This is a genomic window from Nostoc sp. LEGE 12454 (assembly GCF_056620565.1).
Genome location: NZ_JBWQXL010000001.1, coordinates 428,375 through 447,950 on the forward strand (window position 1 = coordinate 428,375; position 19,576 = coordinate 447,950).

A 19,576-nucleotide genomic window follows, 5' to 3' on the forward strand; every position below is an offset into this window, starting at 1 on the left:
ATATCTGCATTTAGGGGTTTAACAAGCATCCTTCCTGTAAAGAAACAAATATATTGGCTACAAACTTGCTGACCACGATGATAAATATACTAGGAGCTAAATGCAAAAAGCCAGCACAATGCATAACTGAGCTATGCGGTTAAGTAACAGATGCACTCTCGTACCACACATAACTTAATAATAGCTAGATAATAGCTAGACTCAATACTATAACTTTAATCTGGGGTACTAACCACTCTTTGAGACCAGGATATCACGGCGTTAGCCCACTGAATAATTAATTCCGAAGTTTTAAAGTAAGTCGGGAGTGAAGAAGCGAATAAGGTATTAGGTTACAGGGTAGAGATTACAGATTTTTTCCCTATCATCTGTCACCTCCCCCTAGTCTCAATGCCACCATTAACCAAATTGTTATGAAGGTAAAATGTCAAGTCCTTGATAATTGGCAGTAAACTGGATCTTTGCCCCAGGACAAACATCCATCCTTGGATGTCACAAGACCTTTTGGCAAACTCCCATTACCCCTAAGAGACATCAAGCGATAAACGCAAACAATTATTTTATTGCGTTTTGTGTGTACTCGGAGTATAAAATACCAGAAAACTAGAGACGAAGCATGAAAGTTACCCAGGAAAAACTTCCCGCCAGCCAAATTGGCCTGGAAATAGAGATTACGCCGGAAATTACCAAGCAAACTTACGAACAGGTCATTAAAAACTTAGCGAGTACTGCCAATATTCCTGGGTTTCGTAAAGGCAAGGTGCCTCGGCCGATATTACTACAACGGCTGGGTACAACTCGAATCAAGGCAGCGGCGCTGGAAGAACTAATTCAAGATGGCATTGAGCAAGCAGTCAAACAAGAGGCCATCCCAGCAATCGGTCAGCCGCAATTGCGCTCCTCTTTTGAGGATTTGATTAATAATTATGAACCTGGAAAACCCCTGACGATTTCGGCTGCTGTCGATGTAGAACCAGAAGTGAATCTAGTGCAGTACACTGATTTGCAAGCCAAGGCCGAAGAAGTCAAGTTCGATCCAGAACAAGTGGAGAGCTCGCTGGATAAGGAACGTCAAGAATTGGCTACATTAATTCCTGTGGAAGGACGTGCAGCCCAAATCGGCGATATTGCCGTAGTCGATTTTAAAGGTTCATTCGCCAGAACTGAGGGCGAGGACGAAACAGCTGAACTAGAACCGATTCCCGGAGCCGAAGCAACTGATTTTCAAGTTGAGTTGCAAGAAGATAAGTTTATTCCAGGCTTTATTTCGGGAATAGTGGGGATGAATCCTGAAGAAACTAAAGAAATTGCGGCGCAGTTCCCAGATCCGTATGCTAATGAAGATTTAGCTGGAAAAGCAGCAACTTTCACCGTGACGCTCAAAGATCTAAAGGAAAAGGAACTACCAGAAATAAATGACGATTTAGCCCAGGAAATCAGCGATTTTGAAACCTTAGAGGAGTTACGTGCTTCTTTAGTAGAGCGATATCAAAAAGAGGCGGACGACAAAACAAAAACCAATAAGCAGGAAGCTTTGTTAACAGAACTGCTCAAGCACGTAGAAGTTGACTTACCAGCAACTTTGATTGAGCAAGAAGTGGATGCAATGCTAACGCAAACAGCAATCCGGCTGTCTCAGCAGGGATTGGATGTGAGAAAGCTGTTTACTCAAGATATTATTCCTCAGTTGCGAGAGCGATCGCGTACTGAAGCAATTGAACGCATCAAACGCTCCTTATCCTTGCGGGAAATCGGCAAACGCGAATCTATCGAGGTAACACCAGAAGAAATCGCAGCCAGAGTTACAGAACTTTTGGAACAATACTCTGAGGAACAGGACGTTGATGAAGATAAACTGCGCTCAATCGTGGAAAACGAACTGTTAACCGAAAAAATTATCGATTGGCTCTTAGAACACTCATCAGTTGAACTTGTACCCGAAGGTTCATTGAGTCCTGCGGAGGAAACAGAAGACGCAGAATCAGATGCTGATGCTGATGCACCTCAGACTGAGGAAGAAAACAGCGAAGCTTCTACAGAAGTTACAGAAGGATAATAAAAAATCCCACAACCATGAGTTCACCAGTTCTGAGTTAAAGTACTGGTGAAATGGGTAAGGTAAGGGAGATGAGGAAATAGGGAGAGAAATAACCAATGCCCAATGCCCAATGACTCAGGGATTAAGTCGGAATAATTAAATAATTAATGAATTTTCGGCAAATAGTGACACCTGTTATTGCCTAGGCTTGATACTGTGTTACACGAGAGGAAATTATATGAGGCATAATGGTTAATACGTAGCTTATAAAAATTCCATTCGTTGAAAAGGCAGCATCTGCTGCTGAAACATTTGTCCTAAATAATCGTCAAAGAAAGCTTGTATGCTTGAATCGCAGTCGGGAAATTCCCCAATCAGCAACTTAAGTCGAATAAACATTAACTCCCAGTTAAGCAGCCCTAGCAACATCGTGCCGATGGTGATAGAGCAATCTGGTATGGGAGAAAGAGCTTTCGACATCTACTCCCGCCTGCTGCGAGAGCGGATTATCTTTTTAGGAACGCCAATAGATGATGCCGTAGCCAACTCGATTGTGGCTCAATTGTTATTCCTAGACGCTGAGGACTCAGAAAAAGACATCCAACTGTATGTTAATTCTCCTGGCGGCTCTGTCTACGCAGGGATGGCAATCTATGATACAATACAGCAAATTCGCCCTGATGTTGTTACCATCTGTTTTGGATTAGCCGCGAGCATGGGGGCATTTTTGTTGACAGCAGGAGCTGCCGGTAAGCGAATGTCTCTGCCCGACTCCCGGATTATGATTCACCAACCACTTGGTGGCGCTCAAGGTCAAGCCATTGACATTGAAATTCAAGCCAGAGAAATTCTTTACGTTAAGGCTAAGTTGAATCAGTTAATGGCTCACCATACTGGTCAACCCTTAGAAAGAATAGAAGCAGATACTGAGCGCGACTTTTTTATGTCGGCAGAAGAGGCAAAAAACTACGGTTTGATTGATCAGGTCATTTCCAGGCAAAATCTTCCCGTAGCAGGGGAAAACGTCACCATTCTGAAATAAGAGGCTGGTATGTCTAAGTACGACTCCCATTTGAAATGTTCATTTTGTGGCAAGTCTCAAGAGCAGGTGCGTAAATTAATCGCAGGGCCGGGAGTCTACATCTGCGATGAATGCGTTGACTTGTGTAATGAAATACTAGACGAAGAGTTACTCGATACTAATGGTGCGGCAGCACAACCAGCACCAAGAGCAGAGCCACCTGAAAAACGGCGTACTCACTCTGCTAGTATTTCGTTTAATCAAATACCCAAGCCAAGAGAGATTAAAAAGTATCTAGACGAACACGTTATTGGTCAAGACGAAGCCAAGAAAGTTCTGTCAGTAGCTGTTTACAATCACTACAAGCGACTGGCAGTCATTCAGTCTAAAGCCAGTGGCAAACCTGGGTCAGATGATGCTATAGAACTGCAAAAGTCCAACATCTTGTTAATCGGCCCGACTGGTTGCGGCAAAACTCTTTTAGCGCAAACCTTAGCGAAAATCCTGGATGTACCCTTTGCCGTAGCTGATGCGACGACGCTGACGGAAGCAGGGTATGTAGGAGAAGATGTGGAAAATATCTTGCTGCGACTGTTACAGGTGGCAGATTTGGATATAGAAGAAGCGCAAAGGGGAATTATTTACATTGACGAAATTGACAAAATTGCTCGTAAGAGCGAGAACACGTCAATTACCCGTGATGTTTCTGGCGAAGGCGTGCAGCAAGCCTTGCTGAAAATGTTAGAGGGAACGATCGCCAATGTACCACCCCAAGGAGGGCGCAAGCATCCTTATCAAGACTGCATCCAGATTGATACAAGTAATATTTTGTTCGTCTGTGGTGGTGCTTTCGTAGGCTTAGAAAAAATTGTAGATCAGAGAGTTGGCAAAAAAGCAATCGGTTTTGTGCAGCCAGGTGAAGGTCAATCGAAGGAGAAACGAGCAGCAGACACGCTTCGCCATCTAGAACCGGATGATTTAGTAAAATTTGGCCTGATTCCAGAATTTATTGGGCGGATGCCAATGGTAGCAGTTGTAGATCCGCTAGATGAAGAAGCGTTGATGGCGATTCTTACTCAACCACGCAGCGCCTTAGTGAAGCAGTACCAAAAGCTGCTGAAGATGGATAATGTCCAGCTAGATTTTAAAGCAGATGCTTTACGAGCGATCGCTCAAGAAGCTTACCGCCGTAAAACTGGTGCGAGAGCATTACGTGGTATTGTCGAAGAATTGATGTTGGATGTAATGTACGAGTTACCATCCCGTAAGGATGTGACACGCTGTACAGTTACAAGGGAAATGGTCGAGAAGCGATCGACTGCTGAACTGATAATACATCCGTCTTCACTACCGAAGCCAGAATCAGCTTAATAGTCATTAGTCACTTGTACTGAGTTTCGACTGCGCAGAAATCGAGCGAAGTCGAGATTCAACTACCGCGTAGTCGTTGGCGTAGCCTCTCCAAGAGTTGTATTGGTCATTAGTCATTGGTCAAAAAATAAGGAATAATAACCATATACCAGGGACTAATGACAACTGACAAAGGACAAATGACTAATGCCTTATATTAATGTTCGTGGCGTTGAGCATTACTACGAATGGGTGAAAAAACCATCCGGTTCTTTGGTAAAACCAGTGATGGTTTTCATGCATGGTTGGGCTGGTTCGGCTAGATATTGGCAAAATACTGCTGATGCTTTATCAGAGCAATTTGATTGTTTACTCTACGATATGCGGGGATTTGGCCGTTCTGGTGGAAAGCCAACCATAGCCGAAGCAAGTGAAGCTGTTGCCGAATCTGAATCCCACCAGGAATCAGAGGCAATTAAAGAGCTAACCTATGAGTTAGAGGAATACGCTGATGATTTGGCAGCTTTGTTAGATGGGTTGCATCTTCAGCGTGTTTATATCAATGCTCACTCGATGGGCGCGTCTGTTGCTACTTTATTTTTTAACCGCTATCCCGAACGAGTAGAACGAGGAATTTTAACTTGTAGCGGCATTTTCGAGTACGACGAAAAATCCTTTAGTGCTTTTCATAAATTCGGTGGCTATGTAGTGAAATTCCGTCCCAAATGGTTAAGCAAAATTCCATTTGTTGACCGGATGTTCATGGCCAGATTTTTATATAGTTCCATACCAGATTCCGAGCGGCAAGCTTTTTTAGAAGATTTTCTCGAAGCAGATTACGATGCCGCTTTAGGAACAATTTTTACTTCAGTCAGTAAGGCTCAATCTGAAGTGATGCCGCAAGAGTTTGCCAAGCTAACAGTGCCGACTCTGCTCGTGGCAGGGGAGTATGACAAAATTATTCCAGCCGAGATGGGGCGTCAAGCCGCTGCATTGAGTGACAAAGTAAAATTTGTGATGATTCGTAACACAGCGCATTTCCCAATGTTAGAAGATGCGCCAACTTATATGCAACAGGTACAAGAGTTTTTACAAATTAACAGCCCACAACCACAAGTTGGATAACTGATGGCGGTTTTTTAGATAGTTAAGTGTACCTGTGTGATACCTTGACGCATTTTATATTGTCGTCTTAACCAAGACTTTTTAATTATTTTACGGAGTAAGGGAGCAAGTTGAATTAACAGCGATCGCAGCAGTGCATTTTTTCGCAGTAGTTCGCCTTGTTTAGCTTCCTCTAATTGGAGTTGCTGGGCGCGGATAATTTCTGGCTGACGTTCTGTTTGGATGTGTGATAGTGCCATGTCAATATCCTGGTGTCCAGCTTCTTTTTGCAACAGTGGTACAAGATGATTAGCAGCGACAATCACATCACGGAATGCTAGATTAATTCCTTGGGCACGGACGGGAGACATTGGGTGTGCAGCATCACCTAGAAGCAATACCCCTGGTGCGTGCCATTGGGGACAATAACCAACCACAACAGAGAGCCGAATAGGGGATTCGATGGTGTCTGCATGATTACGGAAATGCTCTGCTAGCCATGAGGGCGATAGTGAGGCAAAAATCTCTGCCCAGTTGGCTTGTTTGGAGTCAGTGTTTTCGGTTGCCGACATCACCCAAGCCAGATGTAGTTTTCCTGACTCTGCTCCGTGAAAGATGGTAAATACGCGATCGCCATTTACAATGGTACGAAACACATTATCGGCTGCAAACTCAGGGCTGGCGGCAAGTTTAAACCAGAGAATATCAATATTTTTGGGCTGGCGTACCAATTCTAATCCTACACGTTGTCGCACAAGCGAATTTCGACCATCTGCCCCAATCACTAAGTCAGCAGTAAGTTCTTTCCCATCGCTCAGTACTACACCTGCGACACGTTGGTTACTCCACAGCAAATCTTTGACCGGAACACCCTGGATAAATTCAAACCCATCATTGGTTTGAGCTTCCGAAATCAGTGCTTTGAGTAGCGGTGGTTGTGAAACCAGTGTACAGGGTCGGGTTGCTCCCATTGGTTCATCAACTCGAAACAACTGCTTGTCCCCGATAATGAATTCCCACGCGTCGAGTTGCCGATGGGGAATATGTTCCAACAACGCCGATAGACCCATTTGCTCTAGGGCATCTAAGCCACTGGGCATTAATCCTTCACCGCGAAATACACGATGAAAGTCTTTTGCTGCTTCAATTAGCGTTACAGCAATACCACGTTTTACAAGAAGCAGGGCAAGGGTTACACCTGTTGGGCCTGCGCCCACAATCACAATCTGCACTATCCTATCCCTCCTGTATCAGTTGCTCTCAAAGATGTTGGCTGAATTATCTTGAGATTAACTTAAACCCAGTTCTCGTTTTAGCAAGTTAATCGAGTTAGCGCCGATATAATTCTCAACCTTAATCAGCTTTGGCGGACGAATAATATCTTCATCAGATGCTTGCACGGCTGCTTGCACTGCCGCAAAACTGGCTTGATCGCTTATGATTACCTCAGCCCGTTTAACCATTGCCTGAAGTTTGTAAGCATCTTTTGGTTGCGAAGTCATCACCAATAGTTCATCACCGCGCAAACCGTGAAGAATGACTTCTGCGGCTCGTGCAATCCCAGAACTGAGGCTAACTATCCCAACACAGTTTTCTTTTGGTAAGGTTTTCAAGATGCTGAGTTCTTTGCTGTAGTCGTAGATATCGAGAGGAATTACTCGTGCGGCTTTTGGAGCTGCGATCGCTTCCACATTACTGATAAAATACCGACTTGTGACGACTGTCGCAGAGGTAGTTTTATCTAGTACAGCGGTTAATTCTTCCATTGCTACCAACTGGACTGGAATTTTTAGCGATCGCTCTAATTCATACACCATCAACTCACCAGCACCCATATCATAAGATGGAACTGCAACCAGTACCCGCGCACTACAACGCAAGCGCCAGTCAATTTCCGCTAAAAATAGCTCTCTAGCTTGATTCAGCGAACATCCTTGGGAGAGCAGTTCGTCAAGTGCTTGCTGGACAACTTGATAGGCATCAGGATTTTGTTTGAGAATTGGTGATTGTAACCTGCTACCGCCCTCATGACCTTGGGCACGAACATAAATACCCGAACCAGCCATACTTTCAACAAATCCGTCTTCCTCCAGTTGACGGTAAACCTTACTTATGGTGTTGCGGTGTAACCCTGTTTGCATTGCCAGCGCCCGTGTGCTTGGTAATTTGTAGGCTGGGGGATATTGTCGAGAAGCGATCGCAAATCGGATTTGATTAAACAGCTGGGTTGATGCGGGAATTTCGCTGTCTGGCTGAATACGGAATTGAATCATCACCAAACCTCCTGAATACTAAGTGCTGAGTGCTGAGTTTTGAGTGCTGAGGTTTGAGTATTAAGTGTTGCTTGCCTACTCAGCACTTTTAACTCAGCACTCCTTTGGTGTCCAGATGCATTTGCTACATATTGAATATCTTATTTATATATAAAGTTGTTCTGATACAAATTTTTAATGCGCTCACTATTGGTAATTGATAATTTAATTAGAAAAAAGCTAGGCATACTGGCATAGTTATATCAAATAAACACACGGCTAATCACATAGCACTGGTAAAAATTATTATGACAGAGGAAGCAACAATTACCACAACGGTTAATCTTTTGCAAGATAATATTCAAGTGTCTGCTTATCTTGCAGAGCCAAAAGAATCTGGTTGTTACCCAGGAGTTGTAGTATTACAAGAGATTTTTGGTGTCAACGTTCACATTCGGGAAGTTACAGAACGGATTGCCCAACTTGGGTATGTAGCGATCGCACCTGCACTTTTTCAAAGGATTGCTCCTGGCTTTGAAACTGGATACACACCCGAAGATATTGAAACGGGCAGAAGTTACGCCATGCAAACCCAAGCCTCAGAGTTATTGAGCGATATTCAATTAGCAATTGACTACCTCAAAAATCTGCCTCAAGTCAAAAAAGATGGTTTTGGCTGTATTGGCTTCTGCTTTGGAGGTCATGTCGCATATCTTGCAGCCACCTTGCCTGATATTAAAGCTACCGCTTCCTTCTACGGTGCTGGAATTACCACTCGCACACCGGGAGGCGGCGCTCCTACTGTCACCCGCACCGAAGAAATATCAGGTACTCTCTATGCCTTCTTTGGCACAGAAGATGCTAGCATCCCAGGCGAACAAGTAGATGAGATTACAGCAGAGTTAGAAAAATATAAAATTCCTCATCGCGTGTTTCGCTACGATGGAGCTGATCACGGATTTTTCTGCGACCACCGTGCCAGTTATAATCCTAAAGCTGCGGCCGATGCTTGGGAGCAAGTAAAACAACTCTTTGGTCAACTAAACTGAAGCATACGCAGCCAAGTTAGTCATTGGTCATTGGTCATTGGTGAATACAAAGGACAAATGACAAATGACAAATAACAATTTAAACTTCAGTTGCACCATATCAAATAAAAACTAATCTTCAAAAGTCATGAATTCCGAATCGAAACTTTCTCAAACAGCCAATTCGCCCTTTACAATGGACGATTTTGCCAAAGCACTAGAAAAACACGACTACCAATTTCAAAAGGGACAGCTTGTAAATGGCAAAGTTTTCCAACTTGACCATGATGGAGCCTATGTTGATATTGGTGGCAAGTCGTCAGCTTTTCTGCCGCGCGATGAGGCTTCTTTGAGAGCAGTTACCGATTTATCGGAAGTGCTGCCATTGCAAGAAGAAATGCAGTTTTTGATTATCCGAGATCAGGATGCAGAAGGTCAAGTTACCCTTTCTCGAAAGCAGTTGGAAATTCAGCACATCTGGGAACGACTGACCGAAATGCAGGAAAATGCTCAAACTGTACAAGTACGGGTTATGGGTGTAAATAAAGGTGGTGTCACCGTCGATATTCTTTCTTTGCGGGGATTTATCCCGCGATCGCACCTGGCAGAGCGTGATAATTTAGAAGCACTCAAAGGTCAAAATCTGACTGTGGGTTTTTTGGAAATTAATAAAAACACCAACAAACTCATCCTTTCTCAACGTTTAGCAACTCGTTCTAGCAACTTCAGCCTATTAGAACTAGGTCAACTGGTGGAAGGTAAAGTTACTGGCATCAAACCTTTTGGTGTATTTGTCGATTTAAGTGGGATGAGCGCCTTACTTCATATCAAGCAGGTAAGCCAGAAATTTATTGATTCTTTAGAAAAAGTATTTCAAGTTGGTCAGCCAATTAAAGCTGTAATTATTGACTTGGATGAAGGTAAAGGACGGGTTGCTCTTTCTACCAGAGTTTTGGAAAACTTCCCTGGCGAAGTGCTAGAGAATTTTGATGAGGTGATGGCTTCGGCTGAGGCGCGGGCTAATAGAGCTAATAACAAAGCTGCTGAATAGTTTTCAGATGGGCTGCTTGCACAAAGCATTTAAATCCCCCTCCATTTACAAAGATGTGGGGGGATTTTAAATTGGGAAAACTTTATCCAGATTTATTTCTAGCTTTTGGCTGGAAATGTGGGTAAAACAAGAATTTCAGTCAGCTTTAGATGACTTTCGCTATGAGCCGCAGAATTTATTCTGAGGCGGACGTGTGTGCAATGCCAACATTTTGCAATGATCAAATACCTTAATCCACAATCTCACATTTGAATTCATCACCCGCCATAGGTTAGAAACCTACGGCTAACAGTGAAAGTCTTCTCAAGAGGACTAAACAATAATTAATCATCTCCCAGTGCCAGGTATAGGATCTCTGAAATGTTTATTAATTTGTTGAAAAGAACCCTGTTATAAATATTTATAAAAGTCTAAAGTGCTTAAATTTTAAACTTCACAAGTCTCGAGGCGATAAAAGAGAACTTCTTCCTCAGAACCAAAGAAACTCTCCACAAACCTATACGCACAAGGTAGGTGTCCCTCATGTGCTGAAGTGTTAAAAGCTATATCTAAGGCAGAAATCCAGTTTTCTTTTACTTTCCATCCTACGCGAGCGCCAAATTTTATCCAGGCTTCTTTATAAAATTCACCGTCAGCCTTCCCACCAACGCTCAGATAAATCTTCTTCTGAACGCTGAATCCAAAGCGCCCATCACTATATTTTACCCAGAGTTGGTCAATAGTACGTAAGTCAGTACAGGGAAAAATACTGAAGGATTGGGTAAAACTGTTTCTCTCTTTACTGCCAGATGCCTTGAGCATGACAGCTAAAGTTTCCTCATCCGCTCCTTTCCACTTGCCTGCTGCTAGCAAATCTCGCAATCGCGTGTAGTCTACTCCCTTCTCAGAACTGAGGTCATCGGCTTGAATTACTGGTTGTAGCTTTAGTTTTCGCTCTGGCGGCTTTCCAGTAATACCCCATTCCAATAAGTTGAATGCTTCAACATCAACTTGCTGGAGAAAACTGACAAATCTATAACGTCGCAAAAATCGAAGATACTCAGGAATAATACTAACACCAGGAAGCAAAACAGGAATTATATGTATATTCTTGTCTACACATTCTTGTACCAGTGACTCTAATTCTATAATCTGCCAAGGCCCTAACCCGTGGACACCAATAAATATGGCCGCTGTTTTAACTAATGGAATTGCCTGTTGAATTTCTTGTTGAAAAGAACTTCCTGGACGAATTTGCTCATCGTCTAACCACGGCTTTAAACCGCGCAGCTTCAGTTCTTCGGCGATCGCTCTCACTTGTGCTTTATCCTGACTATTGTGAGCCAGGAAAACATCAAATTGCGCTTGGCTGCTCATTTACAAGTTCCTTTTGTTATCCCTTCACACCAGCAATAATTGCCAACGCATTATACTTACGGTAAAAAGCAACTAAACCTGAGATATTAGTACTAATTTAACCCCTAAGAAGGTCATTCGCGGCTATACAATCTTCGGACTAATAAAAAATATAGTGCTTCTAGTTTCTATGCAATACACTCTGACCTCTCTCCTAAGAAGAGAGAGGCTTTGAATTTTACTCCCCTTCCCTTGCAGGGAAGGGGTTGGGGGTTAGGTCTGTATTGAACTTAAATTACTAGTTAATACATCGAAAAAATTTATCAAGTCAAATTTAATAAGCAAAATGGCATTTGACTTACTCAAAAGAAGCTTTTACTTTCTCAAACTCCAGTTTGCTTTCTCATTTTGGTGTTTTCCGCAAGCAAAAGTAACTTTGACTTTCTCAAACCCCAGTTTACTTTCTCATTTCGGTGTTTTCCGCAAGCAATCAAGCATATTTAGAAAGCAATATGCTTGATTACTGACTCATTTCATGAATTCACACACTTGTGTCAAATATCCCTTTGAGATTACTTCTCTTTATCTTTATCTAATGCTTCTTGGATTGCACGACGGCAAAATTCTGGAGGATCATCCTTGGTAGATAGTTCTTCCTTCATGGTTTTGGTAATGCGTAAGTTAATTCTCTCTGTTAATGATTCTTCTCTATTTGATTTAATTGGTTGTAAATTTTGTGGGTTCCCTTTAGGATTAGGCATTATTGAGAAATATAAACAAGGCTTGATTTACTTGGTGCCAAAACAATAGATTGTTTTTTGGTGGTTGCGACAACTTGCCGGAAGTACAACCACCAATATCCAATATCAAAAATGGACACTACTATTTTATGTTCACGCGTTCCGAACTTGAAATCAAGACTATTAAAGAATTACGCGATTTGTGTCGTAGATATGGCATCAAACCAACCGGGAATGCAGGATACAAAACCTCGTACATCGTAACTCTGATGGCATTTCCACTTTTAGCGCTGCAACAAATGAAGCAAGGTAAAGGGTTAAAATTCCCTAACTTTAACGCTATCCAGATAATCAGTTCTGCTATAGATGAGATGAATTCACCCACAGATGAGCAAGCAGCACTAATTCGGATAACGCTGGAAGGCAGGAAAATGAGCTATCCTGACCGATATGACCAGGAGAACCTGCTCAATTTGCACAAGGCTAAGATGTCGCTTGAACAAGTTATCAACTTGTTGAGCCAGTAAAACTAATCTCATGAACCTATCCCCTGCATCTACCAAGATGTGGGGGGATTCCAAATTAAGAAAGCTTTTCATAGATTAGACCTCTTGGCTCTGGCTGGAAATGCGGTTGAAACAATAATTTTAGCCAGCTTCAGATTGTGAGCCTCAGAATAAATTCTGAGACATACTTGTGGGCGATGCCAAAATTCTCCAATAGGTATATTGTAAAAATATTGTGTGGTATATTTAGACTTTTATCTATTGTAAATTTAATCGTTCAATTTTAAAAACGCTACAATTTACCGCAAAACTTCACTCAGCTAAATTATCTACACGACGATTATTTATGAATGTTAGTACCGAGCCAAAACTGATTCATCAGAAAATATATGCGAAAGAATTACGTTCTTTGATGTCACCTAAAGCCTTTATCCCCGATCCAAGTAAGTTAATTATCTTGTTTATTAATCTGGCAATTTTGATTCTAGGCTGGATGATAGCGGCTCGGTTAGATTGTTGGTCGCCATACCTTTTATGGCTTTATGTACCTTTAAGCATAGTTATGGGCAATAGCATCGTTGCCTTACTATTTAGCACCCACGATTTGATGCATGGTAGCGTCATTAAAAACCCCCGATTAATCTATATCATTGGTCTTCTAGGGCTAACAATGTTGTGGATGCCACCAACGTTATGGAAAGCAGTTCATAATCGAGTACATCATAATCACACTAATGATTTAGGCGACCCAGATCGTAATTACTTGTATGAACAATCTTCAACCTGGGGAAAATGGATTCAGGACTTATTTGTGCCTTCTACTGAAGTCAATCCTATATGGTTCATAGTGGGAATGACTTCTGCTTGGGGAGTACATACTTTTCGCAATCTGACATCTGTGCTGTTTTTCAATCATAAATCCGTCAATTATGTTCCTGCTGCATTTACAGTCAGTGCTAAAGATCGTCGAGCGATCGCAGGGGAATTATTGATGATGATCGTGATTCATTTGAGTATCCTAATTTATCTCCACTTTGACCCCATAAAGCTCATACTTGGTTACTTCTTACCGATTGCAATTGGTTATGCTGGAGTAATTTTTTATATTTATACAAATCATTTGCTTTGTCGGATGACTAGCGTTAACGATCCACTAATTAATAGTATGTCTCTCCGGGTTTACAAAATATTTGACTTGTTGCATTTAAATTTTTCTCACCACACTGAACATCATATTTTTCCAGGAATGAACTCGGACTATTATGTTCTGGTTAGGGATTTGTTAGAAACTCAATATTCTGAAAACTTTAATTTATTGGATGCTGGAGAAGCTTGGTATTTGCTGCTGAAAACTCCCCGGCATTATAAAGATGAAAATACTCTTACAGATTGGTCAGGGAAAAAGTCTGTTCCTTGTCCTACAAGCGACAATTAAAAAAGACTCTTGCAAATGATTATGCTGCTAAATACTGAGGATTTTGCAAGAAATATCGACCACAGTCAAAGCCAGAGAATAAGCCGAAAAAGTTACGAGGACAATAACTAGTTACTTGATAAAAACAATATATCAAGTCGAATTTAATAAGCAAAATGGCATTTGACTTACTCAAACCTCAGTTTGCTTACTCAAAAGCTGTGTTTGCTTTCTCATTTCAGTGTTTTCCGCAAGTAAAATGACGTTTGACTTACTCAAACCCCAGTTTGCTTTCTCATTTTGGTGTTTTCCGCAAGTAAAATGACGTTTGACTTACTCAAACCCCAGTTTGCTTTCTCATTTTGGTGTTTTCCGCAAGTAAAATGACGTTTGACTTATTCAAACCCCAGTTTGCTTTCTCATTTTGGTGTTTTCCGCAAGTAATCAAGCATATTAAGAAAGCAATATGCTTGATTGCTGACTCATACCAGTAATTCTCACAGTTATGACAACTATTTCTTTAAGATTACTTTTCTCTATCTTTATCTAATGCTTCTTGGATTGCACGACGGCAAAACTCTTACGATCTTTCTTTAATTGCTTCTTTATTGATTGTTTTGCCTCCTCTGCATCCCCGACATCCCCGTTTTTCGTGTTGCACCCTCCTATTACTCTATCCCCGACATCTACAAAAATATGGAGGATCATTTTCAGAGTATTAAAATAAATAAGGTATGACTTATTGGCGTGAGAATATCTTGAGTATGGTAACAAAGTATAAAAATATGCTCATATCTCTATTTAAGTATTGCTCAATGGATTTTGAGCATATACCGAGCATTTTGAAGATTATAAACGCTGTAACTATTCAATTTAGGTATTTATATGTTTCTGGTAACTGGAGCAACGGGAGGAATTGGTCGCAGAGTTGTGCGACTCCTACGACAACGAGAACAGTCTGTGCGGGCATTTGTCCGCCTTACCTCGCGCTATAGCGAGTTGGAACATCGGGGTGCAGAAATCTTCATCGGTGACTTGCTAGAGGAAAAAGATATCCAGAAAGCTAGTCAGGGTGTGCGGTATATTATCAGCGCCCACGGTTCTGATAGCGATGCCCTATCTTTAGATTACCGCGCCAATATTGAACTCATCGACCAGGCAAAAGCCAATGGCGTAGAGCATTTTGTCTTCATTTCCGTACTGGGAGCCGATCGCGGTTATGAAGATGCTCCCGTTTTTAAAGCTAAACGAGCAGTAGAGCGATATTTGGCAGCTAGTGGCTTAAATTACACTATTTTGCGCCCATCTGGATTAGCATCTAACTTGCTGCCACTAGTAGAACGATTTCGGGAAACGGGATTCTATCTGCTGGTTGGCGATCGCAAAAACCGTACCTCAATTGTCAGTACCGATGATTTGGCAAGGATAGTAGTGGATTCTGTGACAGTTGAAGGCGCTCGCAACCAGATTTTACCCGTCGGAGGGCCGGAGATTTTATTACGAGAAGATATTCCCCGGATTTTTGGTCGGATTTTCGCCAAAGAACCAGTAATAATTAACTCACCCCTATTTCTCATTGATGGGTTACAGAGTGCATTGGGTTTATTTAATCCCCAAACCCAAAAAGCTTTGGGAACTTATCGTACATTGCTAGCAAATGAATTTTTCTGCACAAAAGATGAAATTGCCAATTTAGAGGCGATTTTTAACTTTCAATTAGAGACATTAGACAGTTTTTTGCGGCGCTATTTAGCAGTTTGAATAGTCATTAGTCATTAGTCATTGGTCATTCGCGAATAATCAAGGACAAATGACAAATGACAAATGACAAATGACAAAGGACAAAAATATATGGTAAATGCTGCTCAAGCACGTCAGACAAAAGAACGATTCGCTCAACCGGAGGAACAACTTACTTATGAGTTAGGGAAGGCGGTACAGGAATTGCCACCCCTGTACACTAGATTATTAGCGGGAACGATGAGCGCCATCGTCTTTGGGACGATCGCCTGGGCGTACTTCTCGCAAATAGATGAAGTAGCAACAGCACCAGGGGAATTAATTGCCTCCGCACAGGTAAGACCGGTGACATCTTTGGGTGGAGGATCGATTGTCGCTGTTAAAGTGCAAGAAGGCGATCGCGTTACTAAAGGTCAAATTCTGATTCAAAAAGATCCAGACTTGCAAATAACCGATGTTTCCCGCCTAGCTAAATCTAGCAGATTGATTCAAGACGATCTGCAACGTTTGGATGCAGAACGTGTTGGAGGCAAAACTACTGGGACAAAACTGCAAGATGAACTTTTAAGCTCCCGCCTGCAAGACTTCCAAGCGCGTCAAGCAGCAGCAGAAGCAGAAGCAAATCGCCAAATAGCACTCATCGATCAAGCCAAAGTCCGCTTGAGCAGGTTGCAAGATAACTTAGTTAATGCTAAAAGCAGCTTTGCGAATGCTCAAACCAACCTTGTCAATGCAGATAGCATCCGAATTAAAATTGAAAGTAATTTAGCCCTTGCTCAAGAAAGGGAAAAAAGCCTACGCACTCTAATTACTCCTGGCGCTGTGCCTCGTGTCGATTACCTGGATGCTCAAGAAAGATTAACTCGTGCAAAGACAGAAATCACCAGAGCGCAAGATGAAGTCATCAACGCCCAGAATAGAATCACAGAAGCTCAAGATAAAGCCACATCATTAGAAAAAGATATTGCCGCTCAAGTCCAGGAAATTCGCCAAGCAGAACAAGCTTATAACGCTGCACGCAGTCAGGCCCAGCGTGTAGCATCAGAACGCCAAAGCGAAATTTTGACGCAGTTTAATAAGCGTAAAGAAGAACTGACAACAGTTCAAGGTCAATTAGAGCAGGCGAGGAAGCAACAAGCTTTAGAAACGATTGAGGCTCCCGTAGCCGGTACAATTTATAAAGTCAAAGCCACCAAGGGGCCAGTACAATCGGGTGAAGAATTGCTGTCAATTTTGCCAGAAGGGGAAGAAATGCTCCTAGAGGTAAAAGTTCTTAACCGCGATATTGGGTTTATTCGTCAGGGAATGAAGGCAAAAGTGAAAATGGCGACTTTTCCCTTCCAAGAATTTGGCATTGTGGATGGCGAAGTTATGCAAGTCAGTCCAAATGCAATTGCTGATAAAGAATTGGGTTTAGTTTTTCCGACGAGAATTAAGCTAAATAAACACGCAGTGAATGTGCGGGGTCAAGAAGTAGAATTTACACCAGGGATGGCTGCTACAGGTGAAATTGTCACTCGTAAAAAGTCAATTTTGACATTCATCACTGAACCTGTGACACGGCGGTTCAATGAGGCATTTTCAGTAAGGTAGTTTTGTATTATTACCGTTGTTGGTTTATTGTCAGCTATAAGTTTAGGCGTTTTGTCTAAAAGAAAATTCAAAATAAATTAACGAGAGCTAGACAATTTTTTAGTGCTTAAGAGGGCAGCAAAGTCTAACAAGGTTTTGCTGCCCTCTGAATTTACTGAAACTTCTATCATATAGAAGTTTTAGTGCATTTCCTCCTTATTCAGGCTCGTCAATATTTAAATGCGTTTGCTCCCAGAGAAGTTTGTCTAACTCACGTTAAATCATTATAATTTTCAACCGAGAGCCAAGAATTTTCTAACCTGTTCTAATTGTTGTAATTGTTTTTGTATTTGCTCTATTAGGTTGTCAAAATCATGATTATTCTCATTACTATCGATATTGATACCACTGAATAGCCTATTCTAGTCTAGAGATGAAAACCATAATTCTGGATTAATTAATGTATCATTTCCTTCAGATGATGTTAGATATGTTGTTGTTTCTGTAATTGTCTGACCAATTACAGAAACAACATCAGAATTATTCAAACTAGAAATAGTTTTTGGTGTAAAATATTTGGCGGTTTCTGTAATTGCCTGACCAATTACAGAAGCAACATCGGAATTATTCAAACTAGAAATAGTTTTTGGTGTAAAATATTTGGCGGTTTGTGTAATTGCCTGATTTCTTGTAGAACCAAAATCGAAATTATTGAAACTAGAGATATCTTGTTTTGTGAAATATTCTCCTGTTTCTGTAATAGCCTGGCTTGCTAGAGAACCAAAATTAGAACTATTAAAACTAGAGCTTGTAGTTTGTGTACTATTTCCTGCGGTTTCTGTGACAACCTGACGTACTTGGGCATCAGTCAGGTTGGAGTTAGCACTAAGCATCAGGGCAACTATACCAGCAACGTGGGGAGCAGCCATAGATGTGCCGCTATAAGTGTCATACTGATTATTCGGAACTGATGAATAAACCTTGACTCCTGGAGCTGTGACGTAAGCGATTGGATTTGTTCCAGAGCGGTTAGAGAAGTCGGGCATATTATTATTTTTATCTACTGCCCCAACGGCAATTCCCGACTTGGATGCATAGCGGGCGGGATAGTCTGGTGATGAGTCACCATCATTACCTGCTGCCATGACGACAATCACTCCTTTGCTGCTGGCATAGTTAATGGCTGACTCTAAAGTGCGATTAGAAGATCCGCCTCCTAAACTGAGGTTAATCACATTAGCTCCATTATCTACAGCGTAGCGAATACCTTTAGATATAGAACTATAGGAACCAGAGCCAGAGCTATCTAAAGCTTTGACAGGCATAATCTTGGCATCGTAGGCAATACCAGTGACACCGTAGTTATTATTTTCTCCTGCGATCGTGCCGGAAACATGAGTACCATGACCGTTGTCATCTAGGGTGTTGTTGTTTTGATCGGCAAAGTTCCAACCGTAATTATCATCAACATAGCCATTGCCATCATCATCTATACCGTTACCCGCAATTTCCTTGGTATTCGTCCAGATATTATTTTTTAAATCCTCGTGGTTGTAGTCAACTCCAGTATCTACAACAGCGACAACAACGCCTTTACCTGTATATCCCTGTGCCCATACTTCCGGTGCTTTAACCAGGTCTGCTCCCCAATTATTGCCACCAAGATCGGGAACATCAGCAAAGGTATTCTTACCAATAGCTCTAGCCACTGCTGCTGCTCCATTAATCAAGCCATAGCCATTAGTGGAGTTATAATTTTGAGTGCTAAAAGCATTATTAGTAGCGTTATTGCTATTTTTAGATTCATCGTTATTTAGTAACTGCACATCAGCATCGGCTGAGTTATAGCTACTACGTCTGCTGAAGTTGAGGCTGTAGTTATCTTTCGTATTAAAGCTATCTAATGAGGAGATTGAAGTGGTATTTAACTGTTTTTTTGACAAGATATTGTTATTAACATCATCAATGTGCATAAATTTTTTCTCAAAGATAGCAACCGTTTTTGACAGGTTGAAGCCTTGAAACCTTTACAATCAAAAGATTTCAATGGGTGAATCAAACTTCATTCTCAATAATTACTATGGAATTTAATAACAAAATGCTAATTTTATTACCAAAAAACATTATGATAATTACATTTTTTATTAAAAGTAACTTTATCGAGAAAATATTAAATATTTAAGGTGTATTAATAAAGACTAATGCAAAAATTGCAACATGGCGTTATCGACTCCTTTTGTTAGTCTTAGAACTGCTGCGATCGCTAGCTACAAAAGTATTTACACCACCCAGACTGGAGCAAGGATAATTATTGAAATCAGCAAAATTAAAATGGCGAATGGAGTTATGCTCCTATTCGCCAAAGGCTATGCTTAAGCCGCTTTGCAAAGGTTTATCTTTTATGTAGCCACAAGCTTTGAGTTAG

16 protein-coding genes are annotated in these 19,576 nt (G+C 41.5%); 11 read left to right on the top strand and 5 right to left on the bottom strand.

Features of this window, described 5'->3' with window-relative positions; genetic code table 11:
* The first annotated feature begins 616 nt into the window (after nt 1-616).
* The 4 genes from tig (at nt 617) to AC1F2U_RS01900 (ending at nt 5,534) form a co-directional block, all read left to right on the top strand.
* Nucleotides 617-2,056 carry a trigger factor gene (gene tig, locus AC1F2U_RS01885; RefSeq protein ID WP_480259587.1) on the top strand — a complete coding sequence of 480 codons (1,440 nt, stop codon included), beginning with the start codon at nt 617-619 and terminating at the stop codon, nt 2,054-2,056.
* A 325-nt stretch (nt 2,057-2,381) separates the two neighbouring features.
* Nucleotides 2,382-3,080, top strand: coding sequence for an ATP-dependent Clp endopeptidase proteolytic subunit ClpP (clpP, locus tag AC1F2U_RS01890; RefSeq protein ID WP_104905916.1), 699 nt, complete (start codon nt 2,382-2,384; stop codon nt 3,078-3,080).
* A 9-nt stretch (nt 3,081-3,089) separates the two neighbouring features.
* Nucleotides 3,090-4,430, top strand: coding sequence for an ATP-dependent protease ATP-binding subunit ClpX (gene clpX / locus AC1F2U_RS01895; RefSeq protein WP_292730369.1), 1,341 nt, complete (start codon nt 3,090-3,092; stop codon nt 4,428-4,430).
* Nucleotides 4,431-4,616: 186 nt separating this feature from the next.
* Nucleotides 4,617-5,534, top strand: a complete 918-nt coding sequence (locus AC1F2U_RS01900) for an alpha/beta fold hydrolase (protein WP_480259588.1) — start codon at nt 4,617-4,619, stop codon at nt 5,532-5,534.
* A gap of 14 nt (nt 5,535-5,548) precedes the next feature.
* On the opposite strand, the gene AC1F2U_RS01905 is transcribed toward AC1F2U_RS01900, so the two are convergent.
* Both AC1F2U_RS01905 and AC1F2U_RS01910 read right to left on the bottom strand, forming a co-directional pair.
* Nucleotides 5,549-6,748 (bottom strand): FAD-dependent monooxygenase, encoded by a 1,200-nt coding sequence (locus AC1F2U_RS01905; protein WP_480259639.1) that lies wholly within the window; start codon nt 6,746-6,748, stop codon nt 5,549-5,551.
* A gap of 54 nt (nt 6,749-6,802) precedes the next feature.
* A complete protein-coding gene (locus AC1F2U_RS01910; protein ID WP_292732563.1) occupies nt 6,803-7,786 on the bottom strand; it encodes a GntR family transcriptional regulator in 984 nt (327 codons plus the stop codon).
* A 287-nt stretch (nt 7,787-8,073) separates the two neighbouring features.
* On the opposite strand from AC1F2U_RS01910, the gene AC1F2U_RS01915 reads away from it, so the two are divergent.
* Nucleotides 8,074-8,814: a dienelactone hydrolase family protein gene (locus AC1F2U_RS01915; protein ID WP_480259589.1), complete on the top strand. Its 741-nt coding sequence runs from the start codon at nt 8,074-8,076 to the stop codon at nt 8,812-8,814.
* A 127-nt stretch (nt 8,815-8,941) separates the two neighbouring features.
* Nucleotides 8,942-9,844, top strand: a complete 903-nt coding sequence (locus AC1F2U_RS01920) for a S1 RNA-binding domain-containing protein (RefSeq protein ID WP_480259590.1) — start codon at nt 8,942-8,944, stop codon at nt 9,842-9,844.
* 426 nt (nt 9,845-10,270) lie between these two features.
* Here AC1F2U_RS01920 and AC1F2U_RS01925 read toward each other — a convergent pair whose 3' ends face one another.
* Complete coding sequence (locus AC1F2U_RS01925) at nt 10,271-11,200, bottom strand: GUN4 domain-containing protein (protein ID WP_480259591.1); 930 nt, start codon at nt 11,198-11,200, stop codon at nt 10,271-10,273.
* Nucleotides 11,201-11,751: 551 nt separating this feature from the next.
* Nucleotides 11,752-11,940, bottom strand: coding sequence for a hypothetical protein (locus AC1F2U_RS01930; protein WP_094341361.1), 189 nt, complete (start codon nt 11,938-11,940; stop codon nt 11,752-11,754).
* A gap of 128 nt (nt 11,941-12,068) precedes the next feature.
* Between AC1F2U_RS01930 and AC1F2U_RS01935 the strand changes: the two genes are divergently transcribed.
* The 4 genes from AC1F2U_RS01935 to AC1F2U_RS01950 all read left to right on the top strand — a co-directional run bounded on the left by AC1F2U_RS01935 (nt 12,069) and on the right by AC1F2U_RS01950 (nt 17,172).
* The gene (locus AC1F2U_RS01935; protein WP_480259592.1) at nt 12,069-12,446 is read left to right on the top strand and encodes a hypothetical protein; all 378 of its coding nucleotides are present in this window, start codon (nt 12,069-12,071) and stop codon (nt 12,444-12,446) included.
* 325 nt (nt 12,447-12,771) lie between these two features.
* Nucleotides 12,772-13,860 (top strand): fatty acid desaturase family protein, encoded by a 1,089-nt coding sequence (locus tag AC1F2U_RS01940; RefSeq protein WP_480259593.1) that lies wholly within the window; start codon nt 12,772-12,774, stop codon nt 13,858-13,860.
* Nucleotides 13,861-14,724: 864 nt separating this feature from the next.
* A complete protein-coding gene (locus AC1F2U_RS01945) occupies nt 14,725-15,600 on the top strand; it encodes an SDR family oxidoreductase (RefSeq protein WP_480259594.1) in 876 nt (291 codons plus the stop codon).
* Nucleotides 15,601-15,663: 63 nt separating this feature from the next.
* Nucleotides 15,664-17,172, top strand: a complete 1,509-nt coding sequence (locus AC1F2U_RS01950) for a beta-barrel domain-containing protein (protein WP_480259595.1) — start codon at nt 15,664-15,666, stop codon at nt 17,170-17,172.
* 401 nt (nt 17,173-17,573) lie between these two features.
* Here the strand turns inward: AC1F2U_RS01950 and AC1F2U_RS01955 are convergent, their stop codons facing one another.
* Nucleotides 17,574-19,124 (bottom strand): S8 family peptidase, encoded by a 1,551-nt coding sequence (locus AC1F2U_RS01955; RefSeq protein WP_480259596.1) that lies wholly within the window; start codon nt 19,122-19,124, stop codon nt 17,574-17,576.
* A gap of 244 nt (nt 19,125-19,368) precedes the next feature.
* On the opposite strand from AC1F2U_RS01955, the gene AC1F2U_RS01960 reads away from it, so the two are divergent.
* A complete protein-coding gene (locus AC1F2U_RS01960) occupies nt 19,369-19,527 on the top strand; it encodes a hypothetical protein (protein ID WP_480259597.1) in 159 nt (52 codons plus the stop codon).
* The last annotated feature ends 49 nt before the right edge of the window (nt 19,528-19,576 follow it).